This is a genomic window from Paenibacillus sp. JT31N11 (genome assembly GCF_056269285.1).
This window is the reverse complement of record NZ_JBWDNQ010000002.1, coordinates 270181-295830: the sequence shown is the minus strand read 5'-3', so window position 1 is coordinate 295830 and position 25650 is coordinate 270181. Positions and strand designations below refer to the sequence as shown.

At 50.1% G+C, this 25650-nt stretch carries 29 protein-coding genes; all 29 read left to right on the top strand.

Going from position 1 to position 25650, the window contains the following annotated elements; genetic code table 11:
- Positions 1 to 96: 96 nt before the first annotated feature.
- The 29 genes from dprA to flhB all read left to right on the top strand — a co-directional run bounded on the left by dprA (position 97) and on the right by flhB (position 25650).
- Positions 97 to 1233 carry a DNA-processing protein DprA gene (dprA, locus tag AC0YNV_RS09335; RefSeq protein WP_475767758.1) on the top strand — a complete coding sequence of 379 codons (1137 nt, stop codon included), beginning with the start codon at positions 97 to 99 and terminating at the stop codon, positions 1231 to 1233.
- A gap of 26 nt (positions 1234 to 1259) precedes the next feature.
- The gene (gene topA / locus AC0YNV_RS09330) at positions 1260 to 3356 is read left to right on the top strand and encodes a type I DNA topoisomerase (RefSeq protein WP_475767756.1); all 2097 of its coding nucleotides are present in this window, start codon (positions 1260 to 1262) and stop codon (positions 3354 to 3356) included.
- Positions 3357 to 3391: 35 nt separating this feature from the next.
- Positions 3392 to 4738 carry an FADH(2)-oxidizing methylenetetrahydrofolate--tRNA-(uracil(54)-C(5))-methyltransferase TrmFO gene (gene trmFO / locus AC0YNV_RS09325; protein ID WP_475767754.1) on the top strand — a complete coding sequence of 449 codons (1347 nt, stop codon included), beginning with the start codon at positions 3392 to 3394 and terminating at the stop codon, positions 4736 to 4738.
- Between the two features lie 53 nt (positions 4739 to 4791).
- The gene (gene hslV, locus AC0YNV_RS09320; protein ID WP_210041225.1) at positions 4792 to 5337 is read left to right on the top strand and encodes an ATP-dependent protease subunit HslV; all 546 of its coding nucleotides are present in this window, start codon (positions 4792 to 4794) and stop codon (positions 5335 to 5337) included.
- A gap of 37 nt (positions 5338 to 5374) precedes the next feature.
- Entirely contained in the window at positions 5375 to 6781 is a 1407-nt protein-coding gene (gene hslU, locus AC0YNV_RS09315; protein WP_475767752.1) for an ATP-dependent protease ATPase subunit HslU, read from the top strand.
- A 32-nt stretch (positions 6782 to 6813) separates the two neighbouring features.
- A complete protein-coding gene (gene codY, locus AC0YNV_RS09310) occupies positions 6814 to 7584 on the top strand; it encodes a GTP-sensing pleiotropic transcriptional regulator CodY (protein ID WP_210041221.1) in 771 nt (256 codons plus the stop codon).
- Between the two features lie 238 nt (positions 7585 to 7822).
- Positions 7823 to 8227, top strand: coding sequence for a flagellar basal body rod protein FlgB (gene flgB, locus AC0YNV_RS09305; protein WP_210041219.1), 405 nt, complete (start codon positions 7823 to 7825; stop codon positions 8225 to 8227).
- 5 nt (positions 8228 to 8232) lie between these two features.
- The gene (flgC, locus tag AC0YNV_RS09300; protein WP_475767749.1) at positions 8233 to 8682 is read left to right on the top strand and encodes a flagellar basal body rod protein FlgC; all 450 of its coding nucleotides are present in this window, start codon (positions 8233 to 8235) and stop codon (positions 8680 to 8682) included.
- An 87-nt stretch (positions 8683 to 8769) separates the two neighbouring features.
- A complete protein-coding gene (fliE, locus tag AC0YNV_RS09295) occupies positions 8770 to 9027 on the top strand; it encodes a flagellar hook-basal body complex protein FliE (protein WP_475768401.1) in 258 nt (85 codons plus the stop codon).
- 44 nt (positions 9028 to 9071) lie between these two features.
- Positions 9072 to 10643, top strand: coding sequence for a flagellar basal-body MS-ring/collar protein FliF (fliF, locus tag AC0YNV_RS09290; protein ID WP_475767747.1), 1572 nt, complete (start codon positions 9072 to 9074; stop codon positions 10641 to 10643).
- 11 nt (positions 10644 to 10654) lie between these two features.
- Positions 10655 to 11668, top strand: a complete 1014-nt coding sequence (fliG, locus tag AC0YNV_RS09285; RefSeq protein ID WP_475767745.1) for a flagellar motor switch protein FliG — start codon at positions 10655 to 10657, stop codon at positions 11666 to 11668.
- Positions 11661 to 12485: a FliH/SctL family protein gene (locus tag AC0YNV_RS09280; protein WP_475767743.1), complete on the top strand. Its 825-nt coding sequence runs from the start codon at positions 11661 to 11663 to the stop codon at positions 12483 to 12485. Before fliG ends, AC0YNV_RS09280 begins: the two co-directional genes overlap by 8 nt.
- Positions 12475 to 13800, top strand: coding sequence for a flagellar protein export ATPase FliI (gene fliI / locus AC0YNV_RS09275; RefSeq protein ID WP_475767741.1), 1326 nt, complete (start codon positions 12475 to 12477; stop codon positions 13798 to 13800). The genes AC0YNV_RS09280 and fliI overlap by 11 nt, the downstream gene beginning before the upstream one ends.
- Positions 13801 to 13826: 26 nt before the next feature.
- Positions 13827 to 14273, top strand: coding sequence for a flagellar export protein FliJ (fliJ, locus tag AC0YNV_RS09270; RefSeq protein WP_475767739.1), 447 nt, complete (start codon positions 13827 to 13829; stop codon positions 14271 to 14273).
- A gap of 53 nt (positions 14274 to 14326) precedes the next feature.
- A complete protein-coding gene (locus AC0YNV_RS09265; protein ID WP_475767737.1) occupies positions 14327 to 15235 on the top strand; it encodes a MotE family protein in 909 nt (302 codons plus the stop codon).
- Positions 15236 to 15281: 46 nt separating this feature from the next.
- Positions 15282 to 16781, top strand: a complete 1500-nt coding sequence (locus tag AC0YNV_RS09260; protein WP_475767735.1) for a flagellar hook-length control protein FliK — start codon at positions 15282 to 15284, stop codon at positions 16779 to 16781.
- Between the two features lie 49 nt (positions 16782 to 16830).
- Positions 16831 to 17349: a flagellar hook capping FlgD N-terminal domain-containing protein gene (locus AC0YNV_RS09255; protein ID WP_210041202.1), complete on the top strand. Its 519-nt coding sequence runs from the start codon at positions 16831 to 16833 to the stop codon at positions 17347 to 17349.
- The gene (locus AC0YNV_RS09250; RefSeq protein WP_475767733.1) at positions 17342 to 17719 is read left to right on the top strand and encodes a TIGR02530 family flagellar biosynthesis protein; all 378 of its coding nucleotides are present in this window, start codon (positions 17342 to 17344) and stop codon (positions 17717 to 17719) included. Before AC0YNV_RS09255 ends, AC0YNV_RS09250 begins: the two co-directional genes overlap by 8 nt.
- A gap of 106 nt (positions 17720 to 17825) precedes the next feature.
- Positions 17826 to 18647: a flagellar basal body rod protein FlgG gene (flgG, locus tag AC0YNV_RS09245; RefSeq protein ID WP_210041198.1), complete on the top strand. Its 822-nt coding sequence runs from the start codon at positions 17826 to 17828 to the stop codon at positions 18645 to 18647.
- A 57-nt stretch (positions 18648 to 18704) separates the two neighbouring features.
- A complete protein-coding gene (locus tag AC0YNV_RS09240; RefSeq protein ID WP_210041196.1) occupies positions 18705 to 18932 on the top strand; it encodes a flagellar FlbD family protein in 228 nt (75 codons plus the stop codon).
- Positions 18929 to 19411, top strand: a complete 483-nt coding sequence (locus tag AC0YNV_RS09235; protein WP_210041194.1) for a flagellar basal body-associated FliL family protein — start codon at positions 18929 to 18931, stop codon at positions 19409 to 19411. Before AC0YNV_RS09240 ends, AC0YNV_RS09235 begins: the two co-directional genes overlap by 4 nt.
- 42 nt (positions 19412 to 19453) lie before the next feature.
- On the top strand, positions 19454 to 20455 hold the full coding sequence (fliM, locus tag AC0YNV_RS09230; RefSeq protein WP_210041192.1) for a flagellar motor switch protein FliM: 1002 nt from the start codon (positions 19454 to 19456) through the stop codon (positions 20453 to 20455).
- Positions 20445 to 21674, top strand: coding sequence for a flagellar motor switch phosphatase FliY (gene fliY / locus AC0YNV_RS09225; protein ID WP_475767730.1), 1230 nt, complete (start codon positions 20445 to 20447; stop codon positions 21672 to 21674). The genes fliM and fliY overlap by 11 nt, the downstream gene beginning before the upstream one ends.
- 35 nt (positions 21675 to 21709) lie before the next feature.
- On the top strand, positions 21710 to 22072 hold the full coding sequence (locus AC0YNV_RS09220) for a response regulator (RefSeq protein WP_188992526.1): 363 nt from the start codon (positions 21710 to 21712) through the stop codon (positions 22070 to 22072).
- Between the two features lie 61 nt (positions 22073 to 22133).
- Positions 22134 to 22694 carry a flagellar biosynthetic protein FliO gene (locus AC0YNV_RS09215; protein WP_210041188.1) on the top strand — a complete coding sequence of 187 codons (561 nt, stop codon included), beginning with the start codon at positions 22134 to 22136 and terminating at the stop codon, positions 22692 to 22694.
- Positions 22691 to 23443 (top strand): flagellar type III secretion system pore protein FliP, encoded by a 753-nt coding sequence (gene fliP, locus AC0YNV_RS09210; RefSeq protein WP_475767728.1) that lies wholly within the window; start codon positions 22691 to 22693, stop codon positions 23441 to 23443. The genes AC0YNV_RS09215 and fliP overlap by 4 nt, the downstream gene beginning before the upstream one ends.
- Positions 23444 to 23468: 25 nt before the next feature.
- Positions 23469 to 23738 carry a flagellar biosynthesis protein FliQ gene (fliQ, locus tag AC0YNV_RS09205; protein WP_210041183.1) on the top strand — a complete coding sequence of 90 codons (270 nt, stop codon included), beginning with the start codon at positions 23469 to 23471 and terminating at the stop codon, positions 23736 to 23738.
- Between the two features lie 11 nt (positions 23739 to 23749).
- Positions 23750 to 24538, top strand: a complete 789-nt coding sequence (gene fliR, locus AC0YNV_RS09200) for a flagellar biosynthetic protein FliR (protein ID WP_210041181.1) — start codon at positions 23750 to 23752, stop codon at positions 24536 to 24538.
- Positions 24539 to 24558: 20 nt separating this feature from the next.
- Entirely contained in the window at positions 24559 to 25650 is a 1092-nt protein-coding gene (gene flhB / locus AC0YNV_RS09195; RefSeq protein ID WP_475767725.1) for a flagellar biosynthesis protein FlhB, read from the top strand.

Here is a 25650-nt window from a genome sequence, read left to right as displayed (position 1 = left end):
TTTTGTTTCTATTATTCAGGGCGGCTTGCATTCTGATTCCATGTCAAGCAAAATAGGGTAAGGATGTGAGCCCCTCACCAAGGGGCGATAACGATTATGTTGAATGATAACTTTAATGAAGAGATGCGAAGAGAAGTTCTGATCACCTTGCATGAAACGCCGGGTGTTGGCTGGCATACAATTCAAAAAGCGGCTTCTTACGGCGCCTGGTCCTGCTACGAACGATTTACGGAGGAGGCCTGGTGCTCGTCGGTTGGCCTGAAGCCGGAACAGGCGAAGAAAATTACAGAAGCCTTCCGGCAATTGGACAAAAATATCCGCAGAGAGCGTTTTGAGAAGCTTGGTATAAAGGTTATGACTTTCTTTGACCCTGGCTACCCGACACTTCTGGCGCACACACCGCAGCCTCCATGGGTCTTATATTTAATCGGGCACATAGATCTGTTGTACCGGCCGACGATGGCAATCGTAGGCACCAGAGGCCCTACATCCTACGGTAGACGGGCCGCAGCCGATATGGCCGGTCAGTTATCAAGGCGCGGGCTGACCGTTGTCAGCGGCCTTGCTCGAGGCATAGACAGCATTGCCCACGTAGGGGCGCTCCCTTCACCAGGAGGCACCATCGCTGTGCTGGGCACGCCTATTGATAAAGTGTATCCTGCCGAGAACCGTTCACTATATCGCGAGATTGGATATGGAGGCAATGGCTTGATCGTATCGGAAGTACCGCTCGGCACACCTTTTCATCCCGGCTTATTTCCGCTGCGCAACAGGATCATTGCCGGTTTGTCGCTGGGAACAATCGTCATTGAAGCAGCCGAGAGGAGCGGTTCACTCATTACGGCCGATCAGGCTTTTGATATGTCCAGAGAGGTTTTTGCCGTGCCTGGCCCGATATCGTCACCAAAGAGCGGAGGCACGAATATGCTTATCCGAACAGGCACCGCCAAACTTATATCTTCCGTGGAGCATGTTTTGGAGGAGTATGAAGGCCGGCTGCCGCTCTCGCATGAGGGAAGTGCAGGAGACAGGGAACAGGACGCCCGGGAAGATATTACACTGAGCAAGGATGAGGCTTTCATCTATACTTTACTGAAGGATAAACCGCTCACATCGGATGAGCTCCACGAGCTGACATCGTTCCCGTTTGGACTTTTACACGCAACTCTGATAAATTTAACTGTAAAACGGAAGATTGAACAGCATCCTGGTTCCATATATAGTGTTAGGTAATATGCAGCAGAAAGGGGGACGCATGAATGGCGGATTCACTTGTAATCGTCGAATCACCGGCAAAAGCGAAAACGATCGGAAAATATTTAGGCAGCAAATTCATCGTAAAAGCATCGATGGGACATATACGCGATTTGCCGAAAAGCCAGATCGGTGTTGAGGTCGACAATGACTTCAATCCCAAATACATTACGATCCGCGGGAAAGGCAGCGTTCTCAAGGAACTCAAGGACGCCAGCAAGAAAGTCAAAAAAGTTTATCTCGCGGCTGACCCGGATCGCGAAGGGGAAGCGATCGCCTGGCATTTGGCGCACTATCTGGAAATCAACGAAGGCGATTCCTGCCGCGTTGTGTTTAATGAAATTACGAAGCAAGCGGTCAAGGATGCATTCAAGACTCCGCGTCCCATTAATATGGATTTGGTGAACGCCCAGCAGGCACGCCGGATCCTGGATCGACTTGTCGGCTATAAAATCAGTCCGCTGCTGTGGAAGAAGGTAAAAAAAGGCCTTTCTGCAGGTCGCGTCCAATCGGTAGCGGTCAAGCTCATTATCGATCGGGAGAACGAAATCGATGCGTTCATTCCCGAGGAGTATTGGACGATCACCACGCAGCTCAAGCATAATGATGTCTCCTTTGAAGCCAAGTATCATTCCTTGAATGGCGAGAAACGGGAGCTGGGAAGCGAACAGGATGTGCAGGAGGTTCTTCAGGCAATGGGGAACTCCGCCTATACTGTCGCAGATGTGAAGGAGAAAGAGAGACTGCGCAATCCGGCGCCTCCCTTCATTACAAGCTCGCTTCAGCAGGAGGCTGCCCGCAAGCTCGGATTCCGCGCTTCGAAGACCATGTCCGTCGCGCAGCAGCTGTATGAGGGTGTGGAACTTGGCAAAGAAGGAACGGTAGGTCTCATCACTTATATGCGTACCGATTCGACCCGTATTTCCCCGATAGCTCAAGAGGAAGCAAAGGGCTATATCGAGGAGAAATACGGCTCTTCCTTCGTTCCGGATCAGCCCCGTGTCTATGTCAAGAAGAACAGCAATGCGCAGGATGCCCATGAAGCGGTGAGACCGACATCTGTGCTCCGCGATCCGGATTCGATGAAAGAGTTCTTGAGCCGCGATCAATTCCGTCTATATAAACTGGTTTGGGAACGGTTCGTTGCCAGCCAGATGACATCTGCGGTACTGGATACGATGACGGTTGATCTGAATGTCGGTACGGCCGTATTTCGGGCAAACGGCTCCAAAATAAAGTTCCAGGGCTTTATGAAAATTTATGTCGAGGGCAATGACGATGGAGCTACGGATGAAGAAAAGTTCCTGCCCCCGCTTGCTGTAGGCGATATCGCCGAGCCGGAAGTCGTAGATCCCAAACAGCATTTTACGCAGCCTCCCCCAAGATATTCGGAAGCGCGTCTGGTCCGTACAATGGAGGAAGTCGGCATCGGCCGCCCGAGCACCTATGCGCCTACGCTTGAAACGATCCAAAAGCGCGGCTATGTGGCGATGGAAGAGAAAAAATTCATTCCTACAGAGCTGGGCGACCTGGTTATCCAACTGATGGAGGAGTTTTTTCCGGAAATTCTCAATGCCGAGTTTACCGCCCATATGGAAGAGGATCTGGACCATGTCGAGGATGGCAAAGAGGATTGGGTTCGCGTTCTGGCGGCCTTCTACGAGACATTCGAGAAACGGTTGGAAGTGGCCGAAGATGAAATGAAGGAAATCGAGATCCAGGATGAAGTATCCGATGAAATTTGCGAGAAATGCGGCAGGCATCTGGTCTATAAGATGGGCCGCTTCGGAAAATTTCTGGCTTGTTCGGGATTTCCGGAATGCCGCAACACGAAGCCTATCGTCAAGGATATCGGGGTGACCTGTCCCAAATGCGCGGTCGGCAAAATTATTGAAAGACGAAGCAAGAAAGGCCGGTTTTTCTATGGCTGCGATCAATATCCTGGCTGTGATTATGTCTCCTGGGATAAACCGTCAAGCAAGCCTTGTCCGCAGTGCGCCGGCTTAATGGTCGAGAAGCGCAACAGGAGCGGCGCCCGTCTGCAGTGCACGCAGTGCGACCACACCGAAGAGGTGCTGGAAGATCAGGATCAAGCCGAATAACAACTTCCGTATTATAGGAAAGGATGGTAAGTTCATTGTCCGATTTACAACGCGTCACCGTTATTGGAGCGGGCCTTGCCGGCAGCGAGGCTGCCTGGCAAATCGCGTCCCAGGGTGTACCCGTGACTCTATATGAAATGAGACCGCAAACCCAGACACCGGCCCACCATACCCATCATTTTGCCGAGCTCGTATGCAGCAACAGCCTGCGGGCCAATGGTCTCGCGAATGCAGTAGGTGTCCTCAAAGAAGAGATGAGGCGCCTAAGCTCGCTTATTCTGGAATGTGCCGATCTGCATGCCGTACCTGCGGGCGGGGCGCTCGCCGTTGATCGCGACCGCTTCTCAGGGGAGGTAACCAGACGCCTGCATGAGCATCCGCTAGTGGAGGTGCGCTGCGAAGAAGTAACCGATATTCCTGCCGATGGGATCGTGGTTATCGCTACCGGCCCGTTGACCGCGCCTAAGCTGTCCGCTCAAATCCAGGCGTTGATGGGCCAGGAGTATTTTTATTTCTACGATGCAGCCGCGCCGATTGTTGAGAGAGATTCTATCGATATGAGCAAAGTCTACCTGGCTTCCCGTTATGATAAAGGAGAAGCGGCTTATCTGAATTGTCCCATGAGCGAAGAAGAGTTTGAAGCTTTCTATGAGGCGCTCGTGACAGCAGAGAAAGCCGAAGTGAAGGAGTTTGAGAAAGAGCAGTATTTTGAAGGCTGCATGCCTGTTGAGGTCATTGCCAGCCGCGGCAAACAGACGCTGCTTTTCGGACCGATGAAGCCGGTCGGTCTGGTCAATCCCCATACCGGCAAGCTGCCACATGCCGTCGTCCAGCTGCGTCAGGACAATGCTGCGGGAACGCTTTACAATTTGGTCGGTTTTCAAACCCATCTTAAATGGGGCGAGCAAAAACGGGTATTATCTTTAATTCCGGGACTTGAGAATGCCGAATTCGTTCGGTTCGGAGTTATGCACCGCAACACATTCATCAATTCGCCGAAGCTGTTGAAGCCAACTTACCAGCTGATCAACCGGGAAAGCCTCTTCTTTGCAGGGCAAATGACCGGCGTGGAAGGCTATGTGGAGTCAGCGGCGTCGGGTCTTATTGCCGGTATTAACGCAGGGAGGCTGGCCAAGGGGCTTGAGCCGCTCGTCTTCCCGGCCGGCACGACGCTCGGCAGCATGGCGAATTATATAACAACTGCCGATTTCAAGCATTTCCAGCCGATGAATGCGAATTTCGGTTTATTCCCGGCTCCGGAGAAACGCGCACGCAGCAAGAAGGAAAAGAATGAAGCCCTCGCCGGGCGCGCACTGGATCAGCTCGCGCAGTTCAAAGAGCAGTACATAAATGGTGCACCCGCAGGCATTGCTGGCGAATAGTCGTTAGAGCCCAAGCTTACGGGTATGCGGAAATGAAGAAGGGGATGATTCTGATGGAAATGCAGTTTCATGCGACGACAATATGCGCCGTTCGCCATAACGGCAAAGGGGCCATCGCAGGAGATGGCCAGGTAACCTTCGGCAACAGCATGGTGATGAAGCATCATGCGAAGAAGGTCCGGCGGCTGTACCGCGGTCAGGTTGTAGCGGGGTTTGCCGGATCAGTGGCAGATGCGATTTCGTTATTCGAGAAGTTTGAAACGAAGCTTGAGGAGCATCATGGAAATCTGCAGCGTTCGGCTGTGGAGCTGGCGAAGGATTGGCGCTCAGACCGTGTGCTGCGCAGGCTGGAAGCGATGATGATTGTCATGGATGCAACCGGAATGCTGCTGATCTCCGGCAATGGGGAAATAATTGAACCTGATGATGGCATATTGGCGATTGGTTCAGGAGGAAGCTTTGCCCTTGCTGCAGCCCGTGCGCTCAGTCTGCATGCGACGAATTTGGAAGCTAGAGATATGGCGAGGTCTGCGCTTGAAATTGCCGCTGATATTTGTGTATTTACCAACCGTAATATTATTGTTGAAGAAATTGAGTAGTGCGGCCCGTGAGAGGTCCTATGTGGAGGGATAATCGATGGTAAACGAAGCGATGACGCCGAGACAAATAGTCACGGAACTTGACAAATATATTGTGGGTCAGAAGCAGGCGAAACGATCGGTGGCCGTAGCGCTGCGCAACCGTTACCGGAGAAATCGTCTGGACGAGACGCTGCGTGATGAAATTGTGCCGAAAAATATTTTGATGATCGGGCCGACAGGAGTCGGAAAGACCGAAATTGCCAGACGTCTGGCCAAGCTCGTGAAGGCTCCGTTCGTTAAAGTGGAGGCTACCAAATTCACAGAGGTCGGTTATGTCGGCCGCGATGTGGAGTCGATGGTTCGCGATCTGGTGGAAACGTCAATCCGTATGGTCAAGTCCGAGAGGACAGAGCAGGTCCGTGACCGAGCGGAAGAACTGGCAAATGAGCGTATCGTGTCCATGCTGGTGCCATCCGCATCCAAATCCAAAGCGCAGAAAAACCCGCTTGAAATGCTGTTCGGCGGTAATTCGGGCGCCAAGGAGCCGCAGGAAGAGCCGCAGGAGAGCGAGTCGATTCTGGATCGCAGAAAGCAGGTTAAGGAGCAGCTTCTCGCAGGCAAGCTGGAGCAGGAAATCATTGAAATCGAAGTGGAGGATTCCTCTCCGAATATGCTTGATATGCTGTCCGGGCAAGGCGGCGAAGGAATGGGCATGGGGATGAACATCCAAGAAATGTTCGGCCAGCTGATGCCCAAGCGCACGAAGAAAAGAAAGCTGCCGATTAAAGAAGCCCGCAAGGCCCTTACACAAGAGGAAGCGAACAAGCTGATTGATATGGATGATGTGATTGCGGAATCCGTAAGCCGGGCCGAGCAGTCGGGAATTATTTTTATCGATGAAATTGACAAAATCGCCAGCGGTTCCCGAGGCTCGGGTCCCGACGTTTCGCGCGAAGGCGTTCAGCGGGATATACTGCCCATTGTCGAAGGTTCGACCGTGATGACCAAATATGGGCCGGTAAAGACGGATTTTGTGTTGTTCATTGCCGCCGGCGCTTTCCATATTGCCAAACCGTCCGATCTGATTCCTGAGCTGCAGGGGAGGTTCCCGATTCGGGTGGAGCTGACCAATTTGACCCTTGAAGATTTTGTGAAGATTCTGACCGAGCCCAAAAACGCCCTTACAACACAATATACGGCGCTCCTGGAAACGGAAGGCATACGTATTGATTTTTCTGAGGAAGCGATTCATGAGCTGGCATCCATTGCGGCAGAGGTGAACAAGAATACGGAGAACATCGGCGCACGAAGACTGCATACCGTGCTGGAGAAGCTGCTTGAGGATCTATCGTTTGAAGCTCCTGAGCTATCGCTCGACCAGATGACCATAACACCGGAATATGTCCGGGAGAAGCTGGGCAACATTGCGAAAAACAGAGATTTGAGTCAGTATATTTTGTAAAGGCTCGGAGTGGAAAGTAGGAGGAAGAGGTAATGATTTTACTTGCAAAAACGAGAACGCTGAACCGGCTGCTACAGCGTGCGGCCGGAGGGGCCCTCAATTTCCGGGAAATGGCGGAGGTGCTGTGCACAACCATACAAGCGGATGTATTTGTGGTCAGCCGCAGAGGCAAGGTGCTGGGCTGTGCCGCCGTTGGACCTTATCAGCATGAGCAGCTTCGGGCATTGCCGCTTGAGGACATGCGTTTCTCAACCGAATGCAATGACCGTTTCATGAGCATGCAGGAGACGGTTACCAATGCCAAGCCTGATGAAGGCGTATGTGATGCGTTCCCGATGATGGCCGGTCATGAGAAAATGACGGTTGTCCCCATTGTTGGCGGAAGAGACCGTTTGGGAACTTTAGTGCTGCTGAGAAGCTCTGAGCCTTTTGGCGATGATGATTTGATACTTGCTGAATACGGTTCTACTATTGTCGGCATGGAGATTCTTCGCGAGCGTGCGGAAGAAATCGAAGTCGAGGCAAGGAGCAGGGCGGTGGTAGCTGTAGCGGTAGGCTCTCTGTCCTTTAGCGAGCTGGAGGCGGTTGAGCATATTTTTGAAGAGCTGGACGGCAAGGAAGGACTTCTCGTTGCATCTAAAATAGCGGATCGGGTAGGTATTACACGGTCGGTTATTGTTAACGCGCTGCGTAAACTGGAGAGTGCGGGTGTAATCGAAACTCGTTCTTTAGGCATGAAAGGGACCTATATAAAAACTTTAAATACGATGCTCCTGCAGGAATTGGCCAAAAATAAAGCCTGAGGACACAGGAAATGTAAAAAGCAGTCCTAAAATCCCGATTTTCAGCCCTATCTTTCAAAAAGATAGGGCTTTTTTCTTATTGTAATAAATTAGGAAATTAAGGAATATTAATTTAACGGCATTTATCGACAAGTAGTTCTCATTTTTTTAATATTCTTTTGTCGAACGAAGCAGGAATGAGGAAAATTCTGTAGAATATTAACAGAAGCAGACAAGATTAGAAAGCGGGGTCTCATCCATGTTATTGAACAGCCCGGGTTTCAACAGGCTGCAGGGTGCAATTAGTGCTGCAGAAATGCGCCAGCGTGTCCTTTCTGACAATGTAGCCAATTCCGACACGCCGGAATACAAACGTTCTGACGTTTCATTCGAGGAGCTTTTGGATCAGAGTCTGAGCAATGGAACGCCTGCTCTGGCAGGAAGGCGGACGAATGCACGCCATATTCCAATCGGCTCATCTTCTTCCGTACCTGCTCCCAGAGTTGTGACGGATGAGAATAGTGTGATGAATAACAACTCCAATAATGTCGATATTGATCGTGAAATGTCGATTCTTGCCGAAAATCAGTTGTCCTATAATTTCTACATTCAGCAGGTTAACCATGATGTCAAAATGATGCGAACAGCAATTGAAGGGAGATAGAAGAGATGAAGCTGACGAACGGATTTAATGCCAGCGCATCAGCTCTGACGGCGCAGCGTTTGCGGATGGACGTCATTTCTTCCAATATTGCCAACGCGGAAACGACCAGAGCAAGCTTTGTCAATGGCCGATACGAGCCGTACAAAAGAAAAATGGTTGTGCTTGAGCCGAATCAACCTTCGTTCTCAAGCATTATGAGCGGTCAGTTGAACGGTACCGGCAACGGTGGAGTAAAAGCGGTTCGCATCATGGAGGACAGCAGCCCTTCCAAATTGGTTTATAATCCGACTCATCCCGATGCCGATGCCAGTGGGTATGTGAATATGCCCAATGTTGATATTGCGAAGGAAATGGTCGATATGATCGCTGCATCACGTTCTTATGAAGCTAATGTCACAGCATTGAATGCGACTAAAGGCATGTTTACGAAGGCGCTTGAGATTGGCAGAAGTTAAAACCAAATCTAACAGATATAATACGGAGGGATTCCAGTGATTAATCAAGCAACGATTAGTCCGGTGCTGTCAAGCCGCTTGACCAATATAAATCCAGTCAGCGAGAAAGCAACACCGGCGGAAATGACGCAAAGCTTCGGGGATTTTCTCCAAAATGCGCTTGACGGAGTCAGCGCTCAAGAATCGAATGTTTCGGCATTAACGGACCAGTTCATGCTGGGACAAGTAGATGTTTCACAAGTGATGATTGCTTCTTCGCAAGCGGAACTCAGTTTGCAGTTAACCTCTCAAATCAGGAATAAGGTGATAGAAGCTTATCAAGAAATAATGCGAATGCAAGTGTAATACCTACTTCTTGAGGAGTCATAGCACATGATTGGGGTGGAATTGTGAACGAGAAATTCGCCCAATATCGGGGGAGAATTGCCCAGTATTGGAATGCAATGGGGAAGAATCAGAAAATATTGCTTGGTGCGTCTGTCGGGGTCCTGCTGCTTTCCGTGATTTTGCTTACCATCTTTTTTTCCAGAACCCAGTATGAAGTGGCCTTTCAAGATCTGGACAGTACGGATTCCGCTGCGGTAATGAATTATCTGGATACGAATAAAATTCCTTACAAGCTTCAGAATGGCGGAACGACGATTTCCGTTCCATCCGCCGACGCTGCCAAGGCCAAGGTGGAAGCCGGCTCTCAGGGACTTGTGCAAAACGGATCGATCGGATTTGAAGCTTTCAATGCCGGTGGATCGATGTTCGGTTCAACGGATCGTGAGTTTGATGTGAAATACCGCAACGCTTTAAACGGCGAGATTCAGCAGCTCCTTAATAATATGCAGGGTGTTCAGAAATCCAACGTTCTGGTCAACTTGCCAGAAACCAGCGTGTTTGTTTCGACAGAAGAGAAGGAACAAGCATCTGCCTCTATCATGATGGATTTCAAGCCAGGTTACCGGCCATCACAAAAAGAAGTAGACGGGTACTACAATCTGGTAAAAACAGCCGTCCCCAATTTAAGTGTCGATAATATTACCATTTCCAGCCCAGAAGGAGAACTGCTTGCCTCGACTGGTGTCGGCGGAAGTGCAGCTGGAAGCGCACTTGCTTTGGAAACCCACTATCAAATTCAGCATAAATACGAAGCCGATTTGAAACGTAATATTCAGCAATTTTTAGGCCGTATGGTCGGTATGGACAATTTGGTCGTGAATGTCCAAAGCACCATTAATTTTGACAAGAAGAAGACTGATCAGCAGCTGGTAGAGCCGCTCCCGAACAACAGTAATAATGGCATTATTATCAGCGAGCAATCGGACAGCAAAACATCCACAGGCTCAAGTGCTGCCGGCGGGGTGGCGGGAACCGGTGCAACGGATGTTCCAGGCTATCAAGCCACAGACGGAGGCGGAGCAGGGAGCTCTGAAGAGAATTCCCAGACCACGAATTATGAAGTGAATCGAATCAACAGCCAAATCGAATCAGGACCCTATGTAATTAAGGATTTGTCAATCAGCGTCGGTGTTGAGAAGACGAGGCTGGATGTTGATACGACAAACGGGATGAATGCCTTCCTTACTTCCCTCGTGCGGTCGCAGCTGATCGAATCCGGCCAGGATGTAAATGATGACGTATTAATAGCGAAAAAGGTTGCGGTTATTGGACAAACATTTGCCAGCACCAGCAGCGATGCTTCGGCATCTGGTTTATCCACAGGATGGCTTATCGGGATCGGCCTTGCAGCGCTGGCTATCATTGCCGGCCTTGTCTTCGTGGTGGTTCGTCGCCGTAAACAAAACGCAGCTCAAGAGGATGATCTCGTCGTTCCCGGTAAAGTGGAATATCCGACGATTGATCTTGATGCTGTTAACAATGAGAGCCAGGTACGTAAGCAGCTTGAGACACTTGCTAAACGTAAACCAGAGGAGTTTGTTAATCTACTCCGTACCTGGCTTGTTGATGAATAGAGGTGGCCCAGGTGGCGAGAATATCACAAGGATTCAGTGGTCGGCAAAAAGCAGCTATCTTGTTAATTTCACTAGGGCCTGAAGTATCCGCTCAAATTTTCAAGCATTTGAGGGACGAGGAAATCGAGCAGCTAACCCTTGAAATCGCCAATGTACGCAAGGTTGATACGATTGACAAAGAAACGATTCTGGGCGAGTTTCATCAGATTTGCCTTGCCCAGGAATATATATCGCAAGGCGGTATCGCCTATGCCAGAGAAATTTTGGAGAAGGCGCTTGGCGAACAGAAGGCATCGGAGGTCATCGGTCGTCTGACAGCTACCTTGCAGGTGCGCCCATTTGATTTCGCCCGTAAAGCGGAGGCAAGTCAAATTCTCAATTTTATCCAGAATGAGAACGCCCAGACCATCGCACTCGTGCTTTCTTATTTGCAGGCGGAACAGTCCGCGCAAATTCTCTCTTCGCTTCCGCAGGAAAAACAGGCGGATGTGGCAAGGAGAGTTGCGTTGATGGACAGTACCTCGCCAGAGGTGATTTCACAGGTAGAACGCATACTCGAACAGAAGCTTTCAGCTACCGTTACTCAAGATTACACCAGTGCAGGTGGAATTGAATCAATTGTTCAAATATTAAATGGCGTCGATCGGGGTACGGAACGTACAATCCTTGATGCGCTGGAAATTCAGGATCCGGAGCTGGCCGAAGAAATCAAAAAAAGGATGTTCGTTTTCGAGGATATCGTCAATATCGACAACCGCTCGATTCAACGGATTGTCCGGGATATCGAGAATGCCGATTTGCAGCTTGCGCTTAAAGTGGCAAGTGAAGAAGTTCGTGAAGCGATCTTCCAGAACATGTCCAAACGTATGGCGGAGACCTTCAAGGAAGAAATGGAATATATGGGACCTGTCAGACTGCGTGATGTTGAAGAGGCTCAGACCCGTATCGTAGCCACAATCCGCAGACTTGAAGAATCAGGAGAGATCATCATCGCGCGCGGTGGAGGAGATGACATCATTGTCTAAACTGTTCAAGTCCTCTGATGTCATTTCAGTTGAAGAGCTCAAAAGGTTGGAATGGTACAACAAATATGCAGCCCGACAAGTAAATGCCGAGGAGCCGGCAGAGCCAGTGGCCGATGAAGAGACGATCTCCCTTCGCGATCAGATCCTGTCGGATGCCGAGGAATTTGCCAAACAGCGTATTGATGAATCAAGCCAGCAGATTGAAGCGATGTACCAGGAAGCCAATGATCAAATCGACGGCTGGTGGCTGGAGCGGCGCCTTCAGGATGAACAGCAGCTTGCTCAGATCCGGGAGGAAGGCTTCCGTCAGGGTCACAGTGAAGGCAAGGCACAGGCAAAGGAAGAGGTGCGGGCCCACTGGGAGTCGATGCTGACCGAGGCCAAGTCCATTCTGGATTCCGCTTATCAGACAAAGGAACAGATCATTCAGGAATCCGAGCCTTTCCTGGTAGAGCTGAGCGCCGCAATTGCCGAGAAAATCATTGCCAGGCAGCTGACGGTTTCCCCGGATTGGTCGCTGGAGCTGATTCGCAAGTCGCTGGAGCGCAGAAGGGAACAGGGAGTCATTATTCTCTGTGTATCTCCCAAGCAGCTGACCTTTGTACAGGCAGCGCGCGAGGAGCTAAGCCTGGCGATTGATTCGCAGGCGGAGCTGCAGATTGTCCCGGATGTGTCAGTCAAGGATTTTGGATGCGTCATCCGCTCCGCTTTCGGAAGCATCGACGCCAGAATCGATACCCAGCTATCCGAAATCAAGCGCGAGTTGATCCAGCTGACCCTGCAGGCAGAAGAGCGGGGGCTGGCTGATGAAGACTAAACAGCTGGATGCTTCAAAATATATTGAGCATATGAGATCAATCGATCCCGTACGCGTTAACGGAAAAGTGACGCAGGTTATCGGACTTACCGTTGAGTCGGAAGGCCCTGACGCCAGTATCGGCGATGTCTGTTATATTTATCCGGTAAAATCCGCCAAGCCTCTCAAAGCGGAGGTTGTAGGCTTTCGCAATAATAAAGTTATTCTGATGCCGCTTGGCGAGCTTCAGTCGATCGGTCCCGGCTGCGATGTGGTGGGTACGGGAAAACCGCTGACCGTGCAGGTTGGTTCCGAATTGCTCGGAAGAGTGCTGGATGGACTGGGACAGCCTCTTGACGGTTCATTTGTTTCCAGCCGGATGCCGCATTATTCAACGCATAACATACCGAGTAATCCTCTCAGCCGACCGCGTGTTCTGAATCCGCTCAGTATTGGCGTCCGCGCCATTGATGGACTGCTGACAATCGGACAAGGACAGCGTGTTGGTATTTTCGCGGGCTCGGGAGTTGGAAAAAGTACCCTGCTCGGGATGGTTGCCCGCAATACATCGGCTGACGTCAATGTCATCGCCCTGATCGGTGAACGTGGACGGGAAGTGCTCGAATTTATCGAGAAGGATCTCGGCCCGGAAGGACTTGCCCGGTCTGTTGTAATTGTTGCGACATCCGATCAACCGGCGCTTATCCGCATCAAGGGTGCACTGATCGCCACCACGATAGCCGAGTATTTTCGCGACCGGGGATTGAATGTGATGCTGATGATGGATTCGGTCACCCGTTACGCGATGGCACTGCGCGAAGTGGGGCTTGCCATCGGTGAACCGCCGGCCACACGAGGCTACACACCGTCTGTATTTGCGAATCTGCCGAAGCTTCTCGAGCGAGCAGGTACGGGGCCGAAGGGCTCCATAACCGCTTTCTATACCGTGCTGGTTGATGGTGATGATATGAACGAGCCTATAGCCGATGCAGTTCGCGGCATTCTGGACGGTCATATCGTGCTCAGTCGGGATTTGGCCAACAAAGGACATTTTCCAGCCATTGATATTCTTTCGTCAGTCAGCCGGGTCATGAAAGAAATTGTGCCCGAAGAGCAGCAGGACGCAGCGAATGAGATGAAACGATTAATGGCGATATATAAGGATTCGGAAGATCTGATCAATATTGGGGCGTACCAGCGCGGATCCAATATGGAAATCGACAAGGCAATTGATTCCAACGAGTCCATAAGAGCTTTCACCCGCCAGAAGACATCGGAAAAAGTAGATTATCAGGAGGCGCAGGAGCGGCTAATTTCTGATTTTCACCCTAAATAACCGTACGCAGGAGATGATGATGGATAATGGCCAGCTTTCATTATGCTTATCAGAAAATCGTCGATCTTAAGTCCAGTGAGAAAACACAAGCGGAATGGCTGCTGTCGGCAGCAATTGGCAAACTGCAGGCGGAAGAGATGACGCTCGGGCAGTTATTTCAGGAGAGGGCATCATGGAGTGAACGTTTGCATGATGCATCCACGACAGCTGTAGCTCTCTCGGAGCTGCTGCTTATGCAGCAGTATGTTAATTATGTGGATGCATGTATCGCGCGCAAGCAAATGGATGTCAAGCAGGCCCAAAGGCAAGTGGATGACAGCCGCACGGTGCTCAGTGGCAAGATGATGGATGAGAAGGTTTGGCAAAAATCCAAGGAACGGGCGCTTGACCGCTTTCGTTCGGTGATCCAGATAAAAGAGCAGAATGAACTCGATGAAATGGCGACAGTACGCTTCATAGCTGCAGCCCGATGATGAAAAATCCAGCTTGACGAATCGGGATATTAGTTCCCGAGGGAGGGGTAAACTTGGCGGATATTGAGAATGAAAAGCAAGGGTATAGCGGTTTTGAGAAATTTATGTTTTTTGTTACCCCTATTTTATTTACGATTGTACTGCTTGGCGTACTGGTTACTTTGTTTGATTTCGATTTGCGGAATAAGGCGCTTGAGGCAGGTAATGCGATTCCCTTATTGAGAGACGTTCTCCCTGAGCCGTCCGTTGCCGGCGAGGAGAACGACAAGAATCAGGAACAAACAATTAATACAAACAATACAGCCAAGATTGCCGAGCTGACGGCTTCGATTGCTGCGAAGGATGCATCGCTTAAACAGGCGGAAGAAGCCAAGACGAAGCAGACGCAGGAAATCAAGGATCTGCAGGCTGAGGTCGATCAGCTTAAGGCATCTAACTCGGCCAAGCAGCTGGACGATGAGCAGTATCAAAACAAAATCGTAGAGCTGGCGAGTATGTATGCCAAAATTACACCGAGCAAGGCGGCCCCGATTCTGGAAAGTATGACAATCGAAGAGGCTGTGCTCGTCCTGGATGCCATGCGTCCGGATGACCGTGTGAAAATTTTGGAGAAAATGACCCCGAAGGTCGCGGCTGACGCAACTGTCATGCTTAAGGATGGCAAGACCGCCAAGGACCGCCAGATCGCAGCGCTGCAGGCGCGCATCAAGCAGCAGGACACGGCCGCCGCACAAACGGTAACTGTGCTGGACAAGGATCAGCTCAAGGCAACCTTCAACACCATGGACGCCAACAGCGCGGCAGATTTGCTGCTGAAAATGGCTGATGTAAGTCCGAGCAAGGTACTTCGCATTTTAAATACAGTGGATGACGCTGCTCGATCCCGAATTGTCGCAGCCATGTCCGGCTTGAATAAAGATATTACTGCACAGCTTGTTTCGAAATTGATGACAGGCAAGTAGGGATATGCGCCTATCGAGGGCTTCTTGGAAAGGAGGTGAAATAAAAATGCAAATGCCTATTTCTCAAGCGGCACCCGGCGCATCTTCGGCACAGGCTGGCACGGCTTCAGCCAAGCAGTCCGGAAGCGATGCTTTTGTCCAAACCTTAGTCCAAACCATTACAGGCAGCAATGCTGGGACTTCGCAAGCCGCAGAAGGCGGAGTTTCCACTGGGAAAATGATGGATGCTGCCCAGCTGACTGCGCTGCTCGGCGAAAATGTTTCAGCGGCCGACTTGATTGCCGCCATCACAGAACTTCTGAAGAAGCTGGATTCCCTGGATAAGGAAGATGGAGATACGTCGGTATCCAAAGAGGATTTGACGGATGCGCTTAAGCAGGTTGAGGATTTGCTTGCCATGCTTGGTGCTGTTCCGCTCATCCCGAAGCCCGTTACTGATCCTGCTGCTGAGTCTGGCGGAACGGAGAATGAACAGCTTCCGACCACTGACTTACCAATCCAGGTCGATGTGGTCACAGGCTCAGCCACAGCCGCAGTTGTTCAGCCGGTCCTCAATGTGCTGTCTGCCGCTGCGGTCCAACCTTCTATTCAGCCGCCGGTTGTTCCTGAAGTGGATAATAGCGAGGCGGTTGCTGTGCTTAAAGCCGGTCTACAGGATGCCCTTGTTGATCTCCGATCCTTGCTTCAGCAGGGAAAAAACGGCAAAACAAATCGCGACCTGCTCGCGGCGGTAGGCCAACAGCTGACCGAGGTTGAGCAAAAACTGGACGGCAAGAAACAGACTGCTGCCCTGCCTCAGGCTTTTACGGGAATAAGCGAGGAAGTGCTTGATTCTCTTCGTCCCATATTAACGGCAGCACCGGCACCCAACGTACACTTGCAGCGGATGGCTCATCAATTGTTCCATGTTGGCGTATTGACGAACCATGCTTCTTCTGAGGAGAAGGTGCTGGCGGCGGAGGACCCTGGAGCGGCAATCGCGGAGGGCCTTGGAACGGAAACGCCGGTTGTTACAGTCAATCAGGAGCTGCAGCGTCAGATCCAAATGGCCAAACCGCTTCTCGTACAGCCTGTTCCGGTCCAGCAGTTTGCTGAAAACATGCAAAATCTGATCGTGAAGCAATTTCATGTTTCGTCGGCAGATGGTGTATCGGAGGCACGCATCTCCTTGTTTCCGGAGCATCTTGGACAAGTTGATGTGCGGATTACCGTCCAGAACGGTTTGTTGACTGCTATGTTTATGACGGATACGTCAGCAGCCAAGGATATGCTGGAGAACCAGATGGCTCAGCTGCGTGCTTCGCTGCTGACACAAGGCCTTCAAGTGGACAAGCTTGAGGTTTCGCAGAACACGGTTCAAACCAGTCTGTTCCAGGATCGTCAAGGGCAAAGCGGTAGAGACCAGCAGTCCGGCAAGCGCGGCAAGGGAAAAGATGACGCACTCGGCGGTATATCAAGCTTTGATACGGATTTGGAAGAATTGGCTGTTGATCAGGCTGTGGACCGTCACATGGGTCTTGGCCGTGGAATTCATGCAAGAGCGTAAGGATTAACCGGGTTTGCAAATTGCTTTAAGGAATGGAGGTGAAGCGAGAATGGCGAATGATGCGATCTCAACCAGCAATGTATGGCCTTACTACTCTTCCAGCAATGTGCAAAATGCTGCGGCCAAACCTAAAGACGACACACTTGGAAAAGATCAATTTTTACGTATTCTTCTCACTCAGCTGCAGAATCAAGATCCCATGCAGCCGCTTGAAGATAAAGATTTTATTGCTCAAATGGCACAGTTCTCATCCGTTGAGCAGCTCATGAGCATGTCAGGGGAATTAACCAAGCTCCGCCAGAATCTCGGGATGGCCTCGACGATGATCGGCAAGGAAGTTCAATGGTATGAGAATGGGGAGAACGGAGAGCTTGTTCCGAAGACCGGAATCGTAGACTCGATCATCGTCACCGAAGGCGTGCAGTATGCCAGAATAGGCGATCAAGATATCAACCTGGACAACATAGTTTCAATCACCAATGCCGGGGAACCTGCCGGTGAAGGCGATGAGCAGCCTGCAGAAAGTGGCGACCCAGCCGCCGAAGGTGGTGAGCCTGCCCATGAATGACCAGATAAAAATTGGCCATCTTAGCTTGTCCAATACGAATCCTGGCTTGCGCAAAACGCCGCCGCAGGAAAAGACGGCAGGAGCCGCATCGTTCAAGGAGGTTCTGGACCGCAATGTTCTGAAGTTCAGCCATCACGCGCAGCAGCGGATGGAGCAGCGGGGGATCTCATTCAAGCCCGAAACGCTGACCAAAATCGTGAACGCGATTGACCAGGCTGCTACAAAAGGGGCCAAGGATTCATTGGTTGTTTATCGGGATATTGCCATGATCGTGAACATTCCAAGCCGAACGGTGGTCACTGCACTTGACGGCAGTTTGCTTCAGGGCAACGTATTTACCCAGATCGACAGCGCAGTAATTGTCTCATAAACGAAACGGCTGGACCTCATGGAGGAAGCCAATTAGCCGCTGATCGACGGAAGCGGCCGGATGGAATGGATTTCGAAACCAGAACGAATGAGGAGGCAAAACAAGCATGTTAAGATCGATGTATTCCGGAGTATCGGGTATGCGCGGATTTCAAACCAAGCTTGACGTTATCGGCAACAATATTGCCAATGTGAATACGGTCGGCTTTAAAGCCGGGCGCGTCATGTTCAAAGACATCCTGAGTCAATCGGTATCGGGTGTTACGCGCCCTGAAGATGCGACTACAGGCGGAGTGAACGCCAAGCAGATTGGTCTGGGCGTTGCGATTGGCTCCATTGATACCATCCATACGCCGGGCAGTGCCATGACGACGAATGTTCCAACCGATGTGCGGATTGACGGAGACGGATTCTTTGTCGTTTCCCCTGACGACGGTACGACAAGGTACTTGACGAGGGCCGGTAATTTTACAGTGGATGCGCTTGGACAGCTTGTGAACGGTGACGGACTGTTCGTGCTGGACAGTGGCGGGGCTCAGATCGTTATGGATCCAGCAGCTGTAAAATCGTTCTCGATCGCACAGGATGGTTCTGTCATTGGTGTGGCTCCTGATGGCACAAGTTCAGTCATTGCCCAGTTAGCTGCGATGAAAGTAGTCAATCCTTCAGGCCTTGAGAAGATCGGAGGCAGCTTGTATAAAGTGACGCAAAATGCCAACCCGGAGGGCGACGATCAGACGCTGACATTCCCTGGCGATCTTGAAGCGGGAACAGGAGCTCTCATAGCCGGACAGCTGGAAATGTCAAACGTCGACCTGACCTCCGAATTTACGGAGATGATCGTGGCGCAGCGCGGATTCCAGGCTAACTCGCGGATTATCACCACATCCGATGAAATTTTGCAAGAGGTAGTTAACTTAAAACGATAGGCAGGATGCCGTAGGGGAGACATTGATGTCTCCCTGACAGGTTAGGGGAGGGAGCCCATGATTAACGTAACTCGTTTGAACGGAACACATTTTTATATTAACGCGCTTCTCATTGAAACGATCGAAGAGACACCGGATACCCTTATTACGCTAACAACGGGGAAAAAAATATTGGTTTTGGAGAAAGCGACTGAAGTGATTTCCTCCATGCAGGCTTATCTTCACTCTATCGGCGTCTATGCGGCGAACGTTAAGAGCGGACAAACGGAGGGACCTTTGACATGAAGAAAATGCTGCCCTGGTTAATTACGATTTTGCTCGCGATAACGCTTATCGCTGTTGTAGCTGTTATTTTATACAAATCTTTAATGGGCGGTGACGAGCCAAAAGACTCTGCTGCCAAAGCGGCAAGCAATGCGGATAGCGTGAAGGTGGAGAAGCTTAACGCCGACGAGCGGGTCGAAGTGACCAGCGAGCTGACCGATATCAAGACCAATCTATCCGAACCCGATTACATTGCTGTAATGGGTCTGGCTTTTCAGATGGACAAGAAATCAACCAAAGAAGATTTCGACAAAATAAAAGAAATCCAAATTCGTCCGATCATTATCCGTACACTATCAGACATGACGCCTGAGCAAATCAATGGCTCCAAGGGAAAAGACGAGCTGAGCTCCAAGCTGCTCAATCTGATTAATCCGGTGCTGCCAAAAGGCAAGCTTATAAAAGTGGAGATCACAAACTTTATCGTAACCAAACTGTAGCTATAAGGCTTAAAGAGCATTCCATTGAAGGGGGTGAAATAGTTGGTTGATGTTTTATCGCAGAACGAGATTGACGCGTTGCTTGCTGCTTTATCATCCGGAGAGATGGATGCGGAAGAACTGAAAAAGGAAGAGACGCAGAAGAAAATTCGCTCTTACGAATTTAAGCGTGCGGTCCGTTTTTCGAAGGATCATATCCGAAGCCTTACCCGGATACACGAGAACTTCGCGCGATATTTGACGACTTATTTCTCGGCACAGCTTCGTACGTTTGTGCAAATTAGTGTCGTCCAGGTGGAACAGCTGCCCTATGATGAGTTTATCCGCTCCATTCCGAAGATGACGATCCTGAATATCTTCGAAGCAGAGCCGCTTGAAGGCCGGATGGTTATGGAGGTTCACCCCAATGTTGCGTATGCGATGCTGGACCGGATGCTCGGAGGTCAGGGTGTCGCCCCATCCAAGATCAATGCGCTGACAGAGATCGAAACTATTATCATGGAGCGGATTTTCAGCCGTACCTTTGAGAGCCTTCAGGAAGCATGGAAGACGATTGTCGATATATCGCCAAGGCTGGAAGCGCTGGAGACCAACCCGCAATTCATGCAAATCGTTTCTCCCAATGAAACGATCGCTCTGATTTCATTGAGTACGAAGATTGGCGATACGACGGGGATGATTAATCTGTGCATACCGCATGTTGTCATCGAACCGATTATGCCAAGACTCTCTGTCCATCATTGGTTTGTATCACAGAAGAAAACACGTGCTCCGGAAGAGGTTGAAGTGCTGAAACAGCGGGTCAGCAAAGCAAAGCTGCCGATTGTGGCCGAGCTTGGTCAATCCAGTATTTCGATCCGTGAGTTTCTGGGTCTTGCGGTAGGAGACGTTATCGCATTGAATAAACCGATCGGTCAGGGACTGGATCTGAAGGTCGGCGATAAATTGAAATTTATCGGCAGTCCGGGTTCAGTCAAAGATCGCTTGGCTGTGCAAATCGATGAAGTGGTCAGTGAGGGAGTGGAGGACGACTATGACGAGTAAAGATTATTTATCACAAGAAGAAATTGATGCCCTGCTGCGTCAATCCTCCGATATGCCGGACATGCCGGATTCGAAGGGGAACCAGCAGGAACTTAACCAGTATTTGAATGCCATGGAGCAGGATGCCCTCGGGGAAATCGGCAATATCACCTTCGGAAGCGCGGCTACTGCGTTATCCACATTGCTCGGCAAGAAAGTTGATATTACAACGCCGGAGGTTTCGATCATTACGCGCACCCAGCTTGATGAAGAGTTTCCGAAACCGCATGTTGCCGTTTCCGTTCATTATGTGGATGGCTTTCAAGGGATCAACTCGCTTGTCATTAAAACCAAGGATGCGCAAATCATCGCGGATCTGATGCTTGGCGGTGATGGGAATCCGGCGGAGGAAGCTTTGAACGAGATACATATCAGTGCCGTACAGGAAGCCATGAACCAGATGATGGGATCGTCAGCGACATCCATGTCCACGATTTTTAATCGGTTTGTCAATATCTCGCCTCCGGGCATTGATATTTTGAACATTTCCAACGGTGAAGGGGTGGATCAGCTTCCGCCTGATGATACCTTCATTAAAATTGCATTCCGTTTGACGATTGGCGATCTGATCGACTCTACTATTATGCAGCTTCTGCCTATTCCGTTCGCCAAGGAAATGGTTGATACGCTTATGGGAGGTGTTGGCGATCCGGCTCCGGTTGCCGCTGCATCATCGACACCTCCTGCAGCCCCTGCAGCTTATTCAGAGCCGCCGAGACAGCCAGCCTATGCTGCAGCCCCGGAAGTGCCGCAAGCACCAATGGCACCGCCTGCTGCGAATGTTCCTCCAATGCCGCCGCAGTACGCTGTACCACCGCAAAATGGACCGCAAACCTACGGTGGAATGCCGAATCGGAACGTTAACGTACAGCCTGTGCAGTTCGCGAATTTTCAGGGTGCGAATTACGTTCAGCCGGATGATTCAAACTTGAATTTATTGCTCGACATTCCGCTTAAAGTCACAGTAGAATTAGGTAGAACTCAAAAGCAAATTAAGGATATTCTTGAGTTGTCGCAGGGTTCGATCATTGAGTTGGACAAGCTTGCAGGAGAGCCGGTCGACATTCTGGTCAATAACAAATTGATCGCCAAAGGCGAGGTTGTCGTTATCGATGAGAATTTTGGCGTCCGGGTCACTGATATCGTCAGCCAATGGGATCGTATTGCAAAGCTTCAATAACATCCAGTTGCACAAACAATTAGGGGGAACAAACGATGGCAAACCGCATTTTGATCGTAGACGACGCTGCGTTCATGAGAATGATGATCCGCGACATTTTAACGAAGAATGGTTACGAGGTAGTCGGAGAAGCACAGGACGGTTCACAGGCAATTGAGAAATACAAGGAATTAAAGCCCGACCTGATTACGATGGATATAACGATGCCCGAGATGGACGGTATTGTGGCACTGAAAGAAATCAAGAAAATCGATGGCAATGCCAAAGTTATTATGTGCTCCGCCATGGGTCAGCAGGCTATGGTTATCGACGCCATTCAAGCGGGAGCCAAGGATTTTATTGTTAAGCCGTTCCAAGCTGACCGGGTAATAGAAGCCATCAAGAAAACGCTCGGTTAGTTTGCTTATGAAACAAATTAGCGGGTTAAGGCTTGCGGGATTTGCAGCGAGCGGATGGATAATGACGGCAAAGGTGTCAGCAGCGGCGGCAGTAAATGATGAGATGCCTGGGGATATTGCCGGACCCGGCATTGGTTACCTGATATGGGTTATTGTCGCTCTTGCCCTGGTAATCGGCCTGATTGTCCTTCTGATCAAGTGGCTTTCCAACAAGAACCGGGGTTGGGGAAGCAACCGGGCTCTTCGTTCATTAGGCGGAATTCCGCTGGGCCAGAACAAGTCACTGCAGGTGGTTGAACTATCCGGCCGCGTTTATGTTGTTGGTGTGGCTGACAGCATTACGCTGCTTGATAAAATAGATGATCCCGAAGCCGCAATGGCCATATTGGATGCGATTGAGCTGCAGAATGGGCGCCAGTGGAATTCCCCATCCGTCACGGATTTCCTGAACCGTTTCCGGAACCGGAGGGAGTCTTCCGGGCCATCGGACGAACCTTGGCAAGCAGCATCCTCATTTCAGGATTTGCTCCAGAGCAAGATGAAGCGTCAATCGGATCAGAAGCAAAAGGTGGAAGATCTGCTTAAAGAGCAAAATCATAATGATCGGTTGTTGGATGAATGAACAAAAAAATCATACTATCGTTTTTTGCAATCCAGTTGCTGGCGCTTTTTTTTCGATCTCACGCCTTTGCCGAGCCTTTGCCCAACATCAGTCTGGATATCGGCGACGGTGGGGAGAGTCCGGGAACAAGCGCGATCTCGCTGCTCCTGATCATTACCGTGCTCAGTGTGGCGCCGGCTATACTTGTTCTGATGACCAGCTTTACACGGATTGTTATTGTGCTGGGATTTGTCCGTACCTCTCTCGGTACGCAGCAGATGCCGCCCAATCAGGTTTTAATCGGGTTGGCCATGTTCCTCACCTTTTTTATCATGGCCCCGACGCTGGGGCAAGTGAATGATGTGGCCCTGCAGCCTTACCTGAAGGGTGAACTGACACAGACCGAGGCGCTCTCCCAAGCGGCAGTACCGATGAAAAAATTTATGTTTAACCAGACAAGGGAGAAAGATCTGCTCCTGTTTATGGATTATACCAAGACCGCGAAGCCTGAAACCTATGAGGACATCCCGATTACGGTTATCATTCCGGCCTATGCCTTGAGCGAGCTGCGTACGGCGTTTCAAATGGGATTTATGATTTTTATTCCGTTTCTGATCATCGACATGGTTGTGGCCAGTACGCTGATGGCAATGGGGATGATGATGCTTCCGCCGGTCATGATTTCACTCCCGTTTAAGATCCTGCTGTTCGTTCTTGTCGATGGATGGTATCTGATTGTCAGGTCGCTGCTGCTAAGTTTCAACACGTAATGCCTGTCAGGGAAGGAGTATAGCCGTGAGTTCAGACTTTGTTATCGGTTTAGCTGGGCAAGCGGTATACACGGTGCTTAAAGCTAGCGCACCCATGTTGGTGCTTGGTCTTGTGGTAGGGCTGCTTGTAAGCATCTTCCAGGCGACGACCCAGATTCAGGAGCAGACGCTTGGTTTTATCCCGAAAATAGTCGCCGTTCTGCTTTCGATTTTGCTGTTTGGTCCATGGATTTTGAACACGCTGGTCGATTTCACTTACAATCTGCTGAATAATTTATATAAATACATCGGATAGGCTGTGAATCGATGGAGGTGTTCGTACAAGGTTTCCCTGTTTTTTTGCTTATTTTTTGTCGAATAACATCGTTTTTCGTCGTGGCTCCTGTCTTTTCTACACGAACGGTGCCGACGACTTTCAAAATCGGGTTTTGTTTTATGTTATCGATCATCGTGTTCATGACCTATGGATTGAAGCAAACCGTCGTACCGGATGCCTCGTTTATTCTCGCGATCATTCGCGAAATATTGGCGGGTGTCCTGCTGGGATTCACAGCTTATCTATTTTTTGCTGCGATTCAGACCGCCGGCGGATTTATGGATCTGCAGATCGGCTTTGGCATCGCGGATGTCATAGATCCCATGACAGGGGCTTCATCGCCTTTGATCGCGAATCTGAAATTTATGATGGCGACCCTCATTTTTTTATCCGTGAACGGTCATCATTTTCTGATTATGGCTTTACTAGACAGTTATGAATGGATACCGCTGTCGAATTCGTTGTTCAGCCATATCTATAATGGCAACATTTCAACCTTTCTTGTCCATACATTTGCTGAAACCTTCATGCTTGCCTTGCAAATGTCCGCGCCGATTGTGGTTGCCATGTTTCTGGCGGATGTCGGGCTTGGTTTTCTTGCGCGCACGGCCCCGCAATATAATGTGTTTGTTATCGGCATTCCGCTCAAAATCATCATCGGGCTGCTTATGCTCGTTATATTGCTTCCGGGTATGCTGGCCATCTTTGAACATTTGTTCTCGCAATTATTCGCAGCCATTCAAGAACTGCTGGGCATCATTCGAAATCCGGCAACTTAAGGCAAGGAGGGCTCACGATCATGCGATCGTATCGTTGGACGCTCGACTTACAGCTGTTTTCACAGGAAAAAACGGAGCGTGCAACGCCTAAAAAGAGGGATGAAGCCCGCCAAAAAGGTCAAGTTGCCAAAAGTCACGAGCTTCCCGGAGCGTTCATCATGATGTTCATTTTTTTTAGTTTCATCATGCTGGGCGGTTATTACAAGCAGCGGCTTATCCTCATGTTTGGTCTGATGCTGGAACAGGATCTCTTGATGGATGTATCGGTTGGCAATGTGATCAGCATGTTTTCCGATTTGATCATGCAGGGGTTGATGCTGCTGGCGCCGATGTTTGCCATCGCCATTATCGTGGCGCTGCTCGGCAATTATCTGCAGTTTGGGTTCTTGCTGACAGGCGAATCCTTGAAAATGGACCTCGGAAAGCTTAGCCCGCTCAAAGGTTTCAAAAATATATTTTCCATGCGCTCGGTTGCCGAATTTGTCAAAAATATTTTGAAATTGCTTGTGATCGGACTCATCGTCTATTTGACCCTATGGAATGAACGCGGTCATATTCTATCGCTTGCGCGCGTTCCGGTGGAGAGCATATTCAGCTATGTGGCCAGCATCACGATTCGGCTCGGACTTGAAATCGGCGCCGTTTTGATCATACTCGCCGTCTTCGATTTTCTTTATCAGAAGTATGAGCATGAGAAAAGCCTGAAAATGTCCAAGCAGGACATTAAGGATGAACACAAGAAATCCGAGGGCGATCCGCTCATCAAGGGCAAGATTCGCGAACGCCAGCGCAGAATGGCGCTGCAGCGGATGATGCAGGATGTGCCTAAGGCCGACGTCGTTATTACCAACCCGACTCACTTTGCTATTGCCCTGCAGTATGACAGTTCCAAAATGGAAGCTCCTACAGTTGTCGCCAAGGGTATGGATTTTGTCGCTTTGAGAATCAGGGAAGCGGCGAAGGAGCATGGCGTTATCACAATGGAAAATAAGCCGCTTGCCAGAGCTTTATATGAAAGAGCGGAAATCGGAGAGACGATTCCGGCTGATTTGTTCCAAGCTGTGGCAGAAGTACTGGCATACGTATATAAGCTTAAAGGCAGAGTGAAATGA

What these genes read in the sequence shown, in the direction of transcription:
- flgG (WP_210041198.1), top strand. Translation starts at nt 17,826, where the DNA reads ATGTTAAGATCGATGTATTCCGGAGTATCGGGTATGCGCGGATTTCAA.
- AC0YNV_RS09250 (WP_475767733.1), top strand. Translation starts at nt 17,342, where the DNA reads ATGAATGACCAGATAAAAATTGGCCATCTTAGCTTGTCCAATACGAAT.
- flgB (WP_210041219.1), top strand. Translation starts at nt 7,823, where the DNA reads ATGTTATTGAACAGCCCGGGTTTCAACAGGCTGCAGGGTGCAATTAGT.
- hslU (WP_475767752.1), top strand. Translation starts at nt 5,375, where the DNA reads ATGGTAAACGAAGCGATGACGCCGAGACAAATAGTCACGGAACTTGAC.
- AC0YNV_RS09260 (WP_475767735.1), top strand. Translation starts at nt 15,282, where the DNA reads ATGCAAATGCCTATTTCTCAAGCGGCACCCGGCGCATCTTCGGCACAG.
- fliJ (WP_475767739.1), top strand. Translation starts at nt 13,827, where the DNA reads ATGGCCAGCTTTCATTATGCTTATCAGAAAATCGTCGATCTTAAGTCC.
- AC0YNV_RS09215 (WP_210041188.1), top strand. Translation starts at nt 22,134, where the DNA reads ATGACGGCAAAGGTGTCAGCAGCGGCGGCAGTAAATGATGAGATGCCT.
- flhB (WP_475767725.1), top strand. Translation starts at nt 24,559, where the DNA reads ATGCGATCGTATCGTTGGACGCTCGACTTACAGCTGTTTTCACAGGAA.
- codY (WP_210041221.1), top strand. Translation starts at nt 6,814, where the DNA reads ATGATTTTACTTGCAAAAACGAGAACGCTGAACCGGCTGCTACAGCGT.
- fliR (WP_210041181.1), top strand. Translation starts at nt 23,750, where the DNA reads ATGGAGGTGTTCGTACAAGGTTTCCCTGTTTTTTTGCTTATTTTTTGT.
- fliP (WP_475767728.1), top strand. Translation starts at nt 22,691, where the DNA reads ATGAACAAAAAAATCATACTATCGTTTTTTGCAATCCAGTTGCTGGCG.
- hslV (WP_210041225.1), top strand. Translation starts at nt 4,792, where the DNA reads ATGGAAATGCAGTTTCATGCGACGACAATATGCGCCGTTCGCCATAAC.
- AC0YNV_RS09235 (WP_210041194.1), top strand. Translation starts at nt 18,929, where the DNA reads ATGAAGAAAATGCTGCCCTGGTTAATTACGATTTTGCTCGCGATAACG.
- dprA (WP_475767758.1), top strand. Translation starts at nt 97, where the DNA reads ATGTTGAATGATAACTTTAATGAAGAGATGCGAAGAGAAGTTCTGATC.
- flgC (WP_475767749.1), top strand. Translation starts at nt 8,233, where the DNA reads ATGAAGCTGACGAACGGATTTAATGCCAGCGCATCAGCTCTGACGGCG.
- fliY (WP_475767730.1), top strand. Translation starts at nt 20,445, where the DNA reads ATGACGAGTAAAGATTATTTATCACAAGAAGAAATTGATGCCCTGCTG.
- fliI (WP_475767741.1), top strand. Translation starts at nt 12,475, where the DNA reads ATGAAGACTAAACAGCTGGATGCTTCAAAATATATTGAGCATATGAGA.
- AC0YNV_RS09240 (WP_210041196.1), top strand. Translation starts at nt 18,705, where the DNA reads ATGATTAACGTAACTCGTTTGAACGGAACACATTTTTATATTAACGCG.
- AC0YNV_RS09220 (WP_188992526.1), top strand. Translation starts at nt 21,710, where the DNA reads ATGGCAAACCGCATTTTGATCGTAGACGACGCTGCGTTCATGAGAATG.
- topA (WP_475767756.1), top strand. Translation starts at nt 1,260, where the DNA reads ATGGCGGATTCACTTGTAATCGTCGAATCACCGGCAAAAGCGAAAACG.
- AC0YNV_RS09255 (WP_210041202.1), top strand. Translation starts at nt 16,831, where the DNA reads ATGGCGAATGATGCGATCTCAACCAGCAATGTATGGCCTTACTACTCT.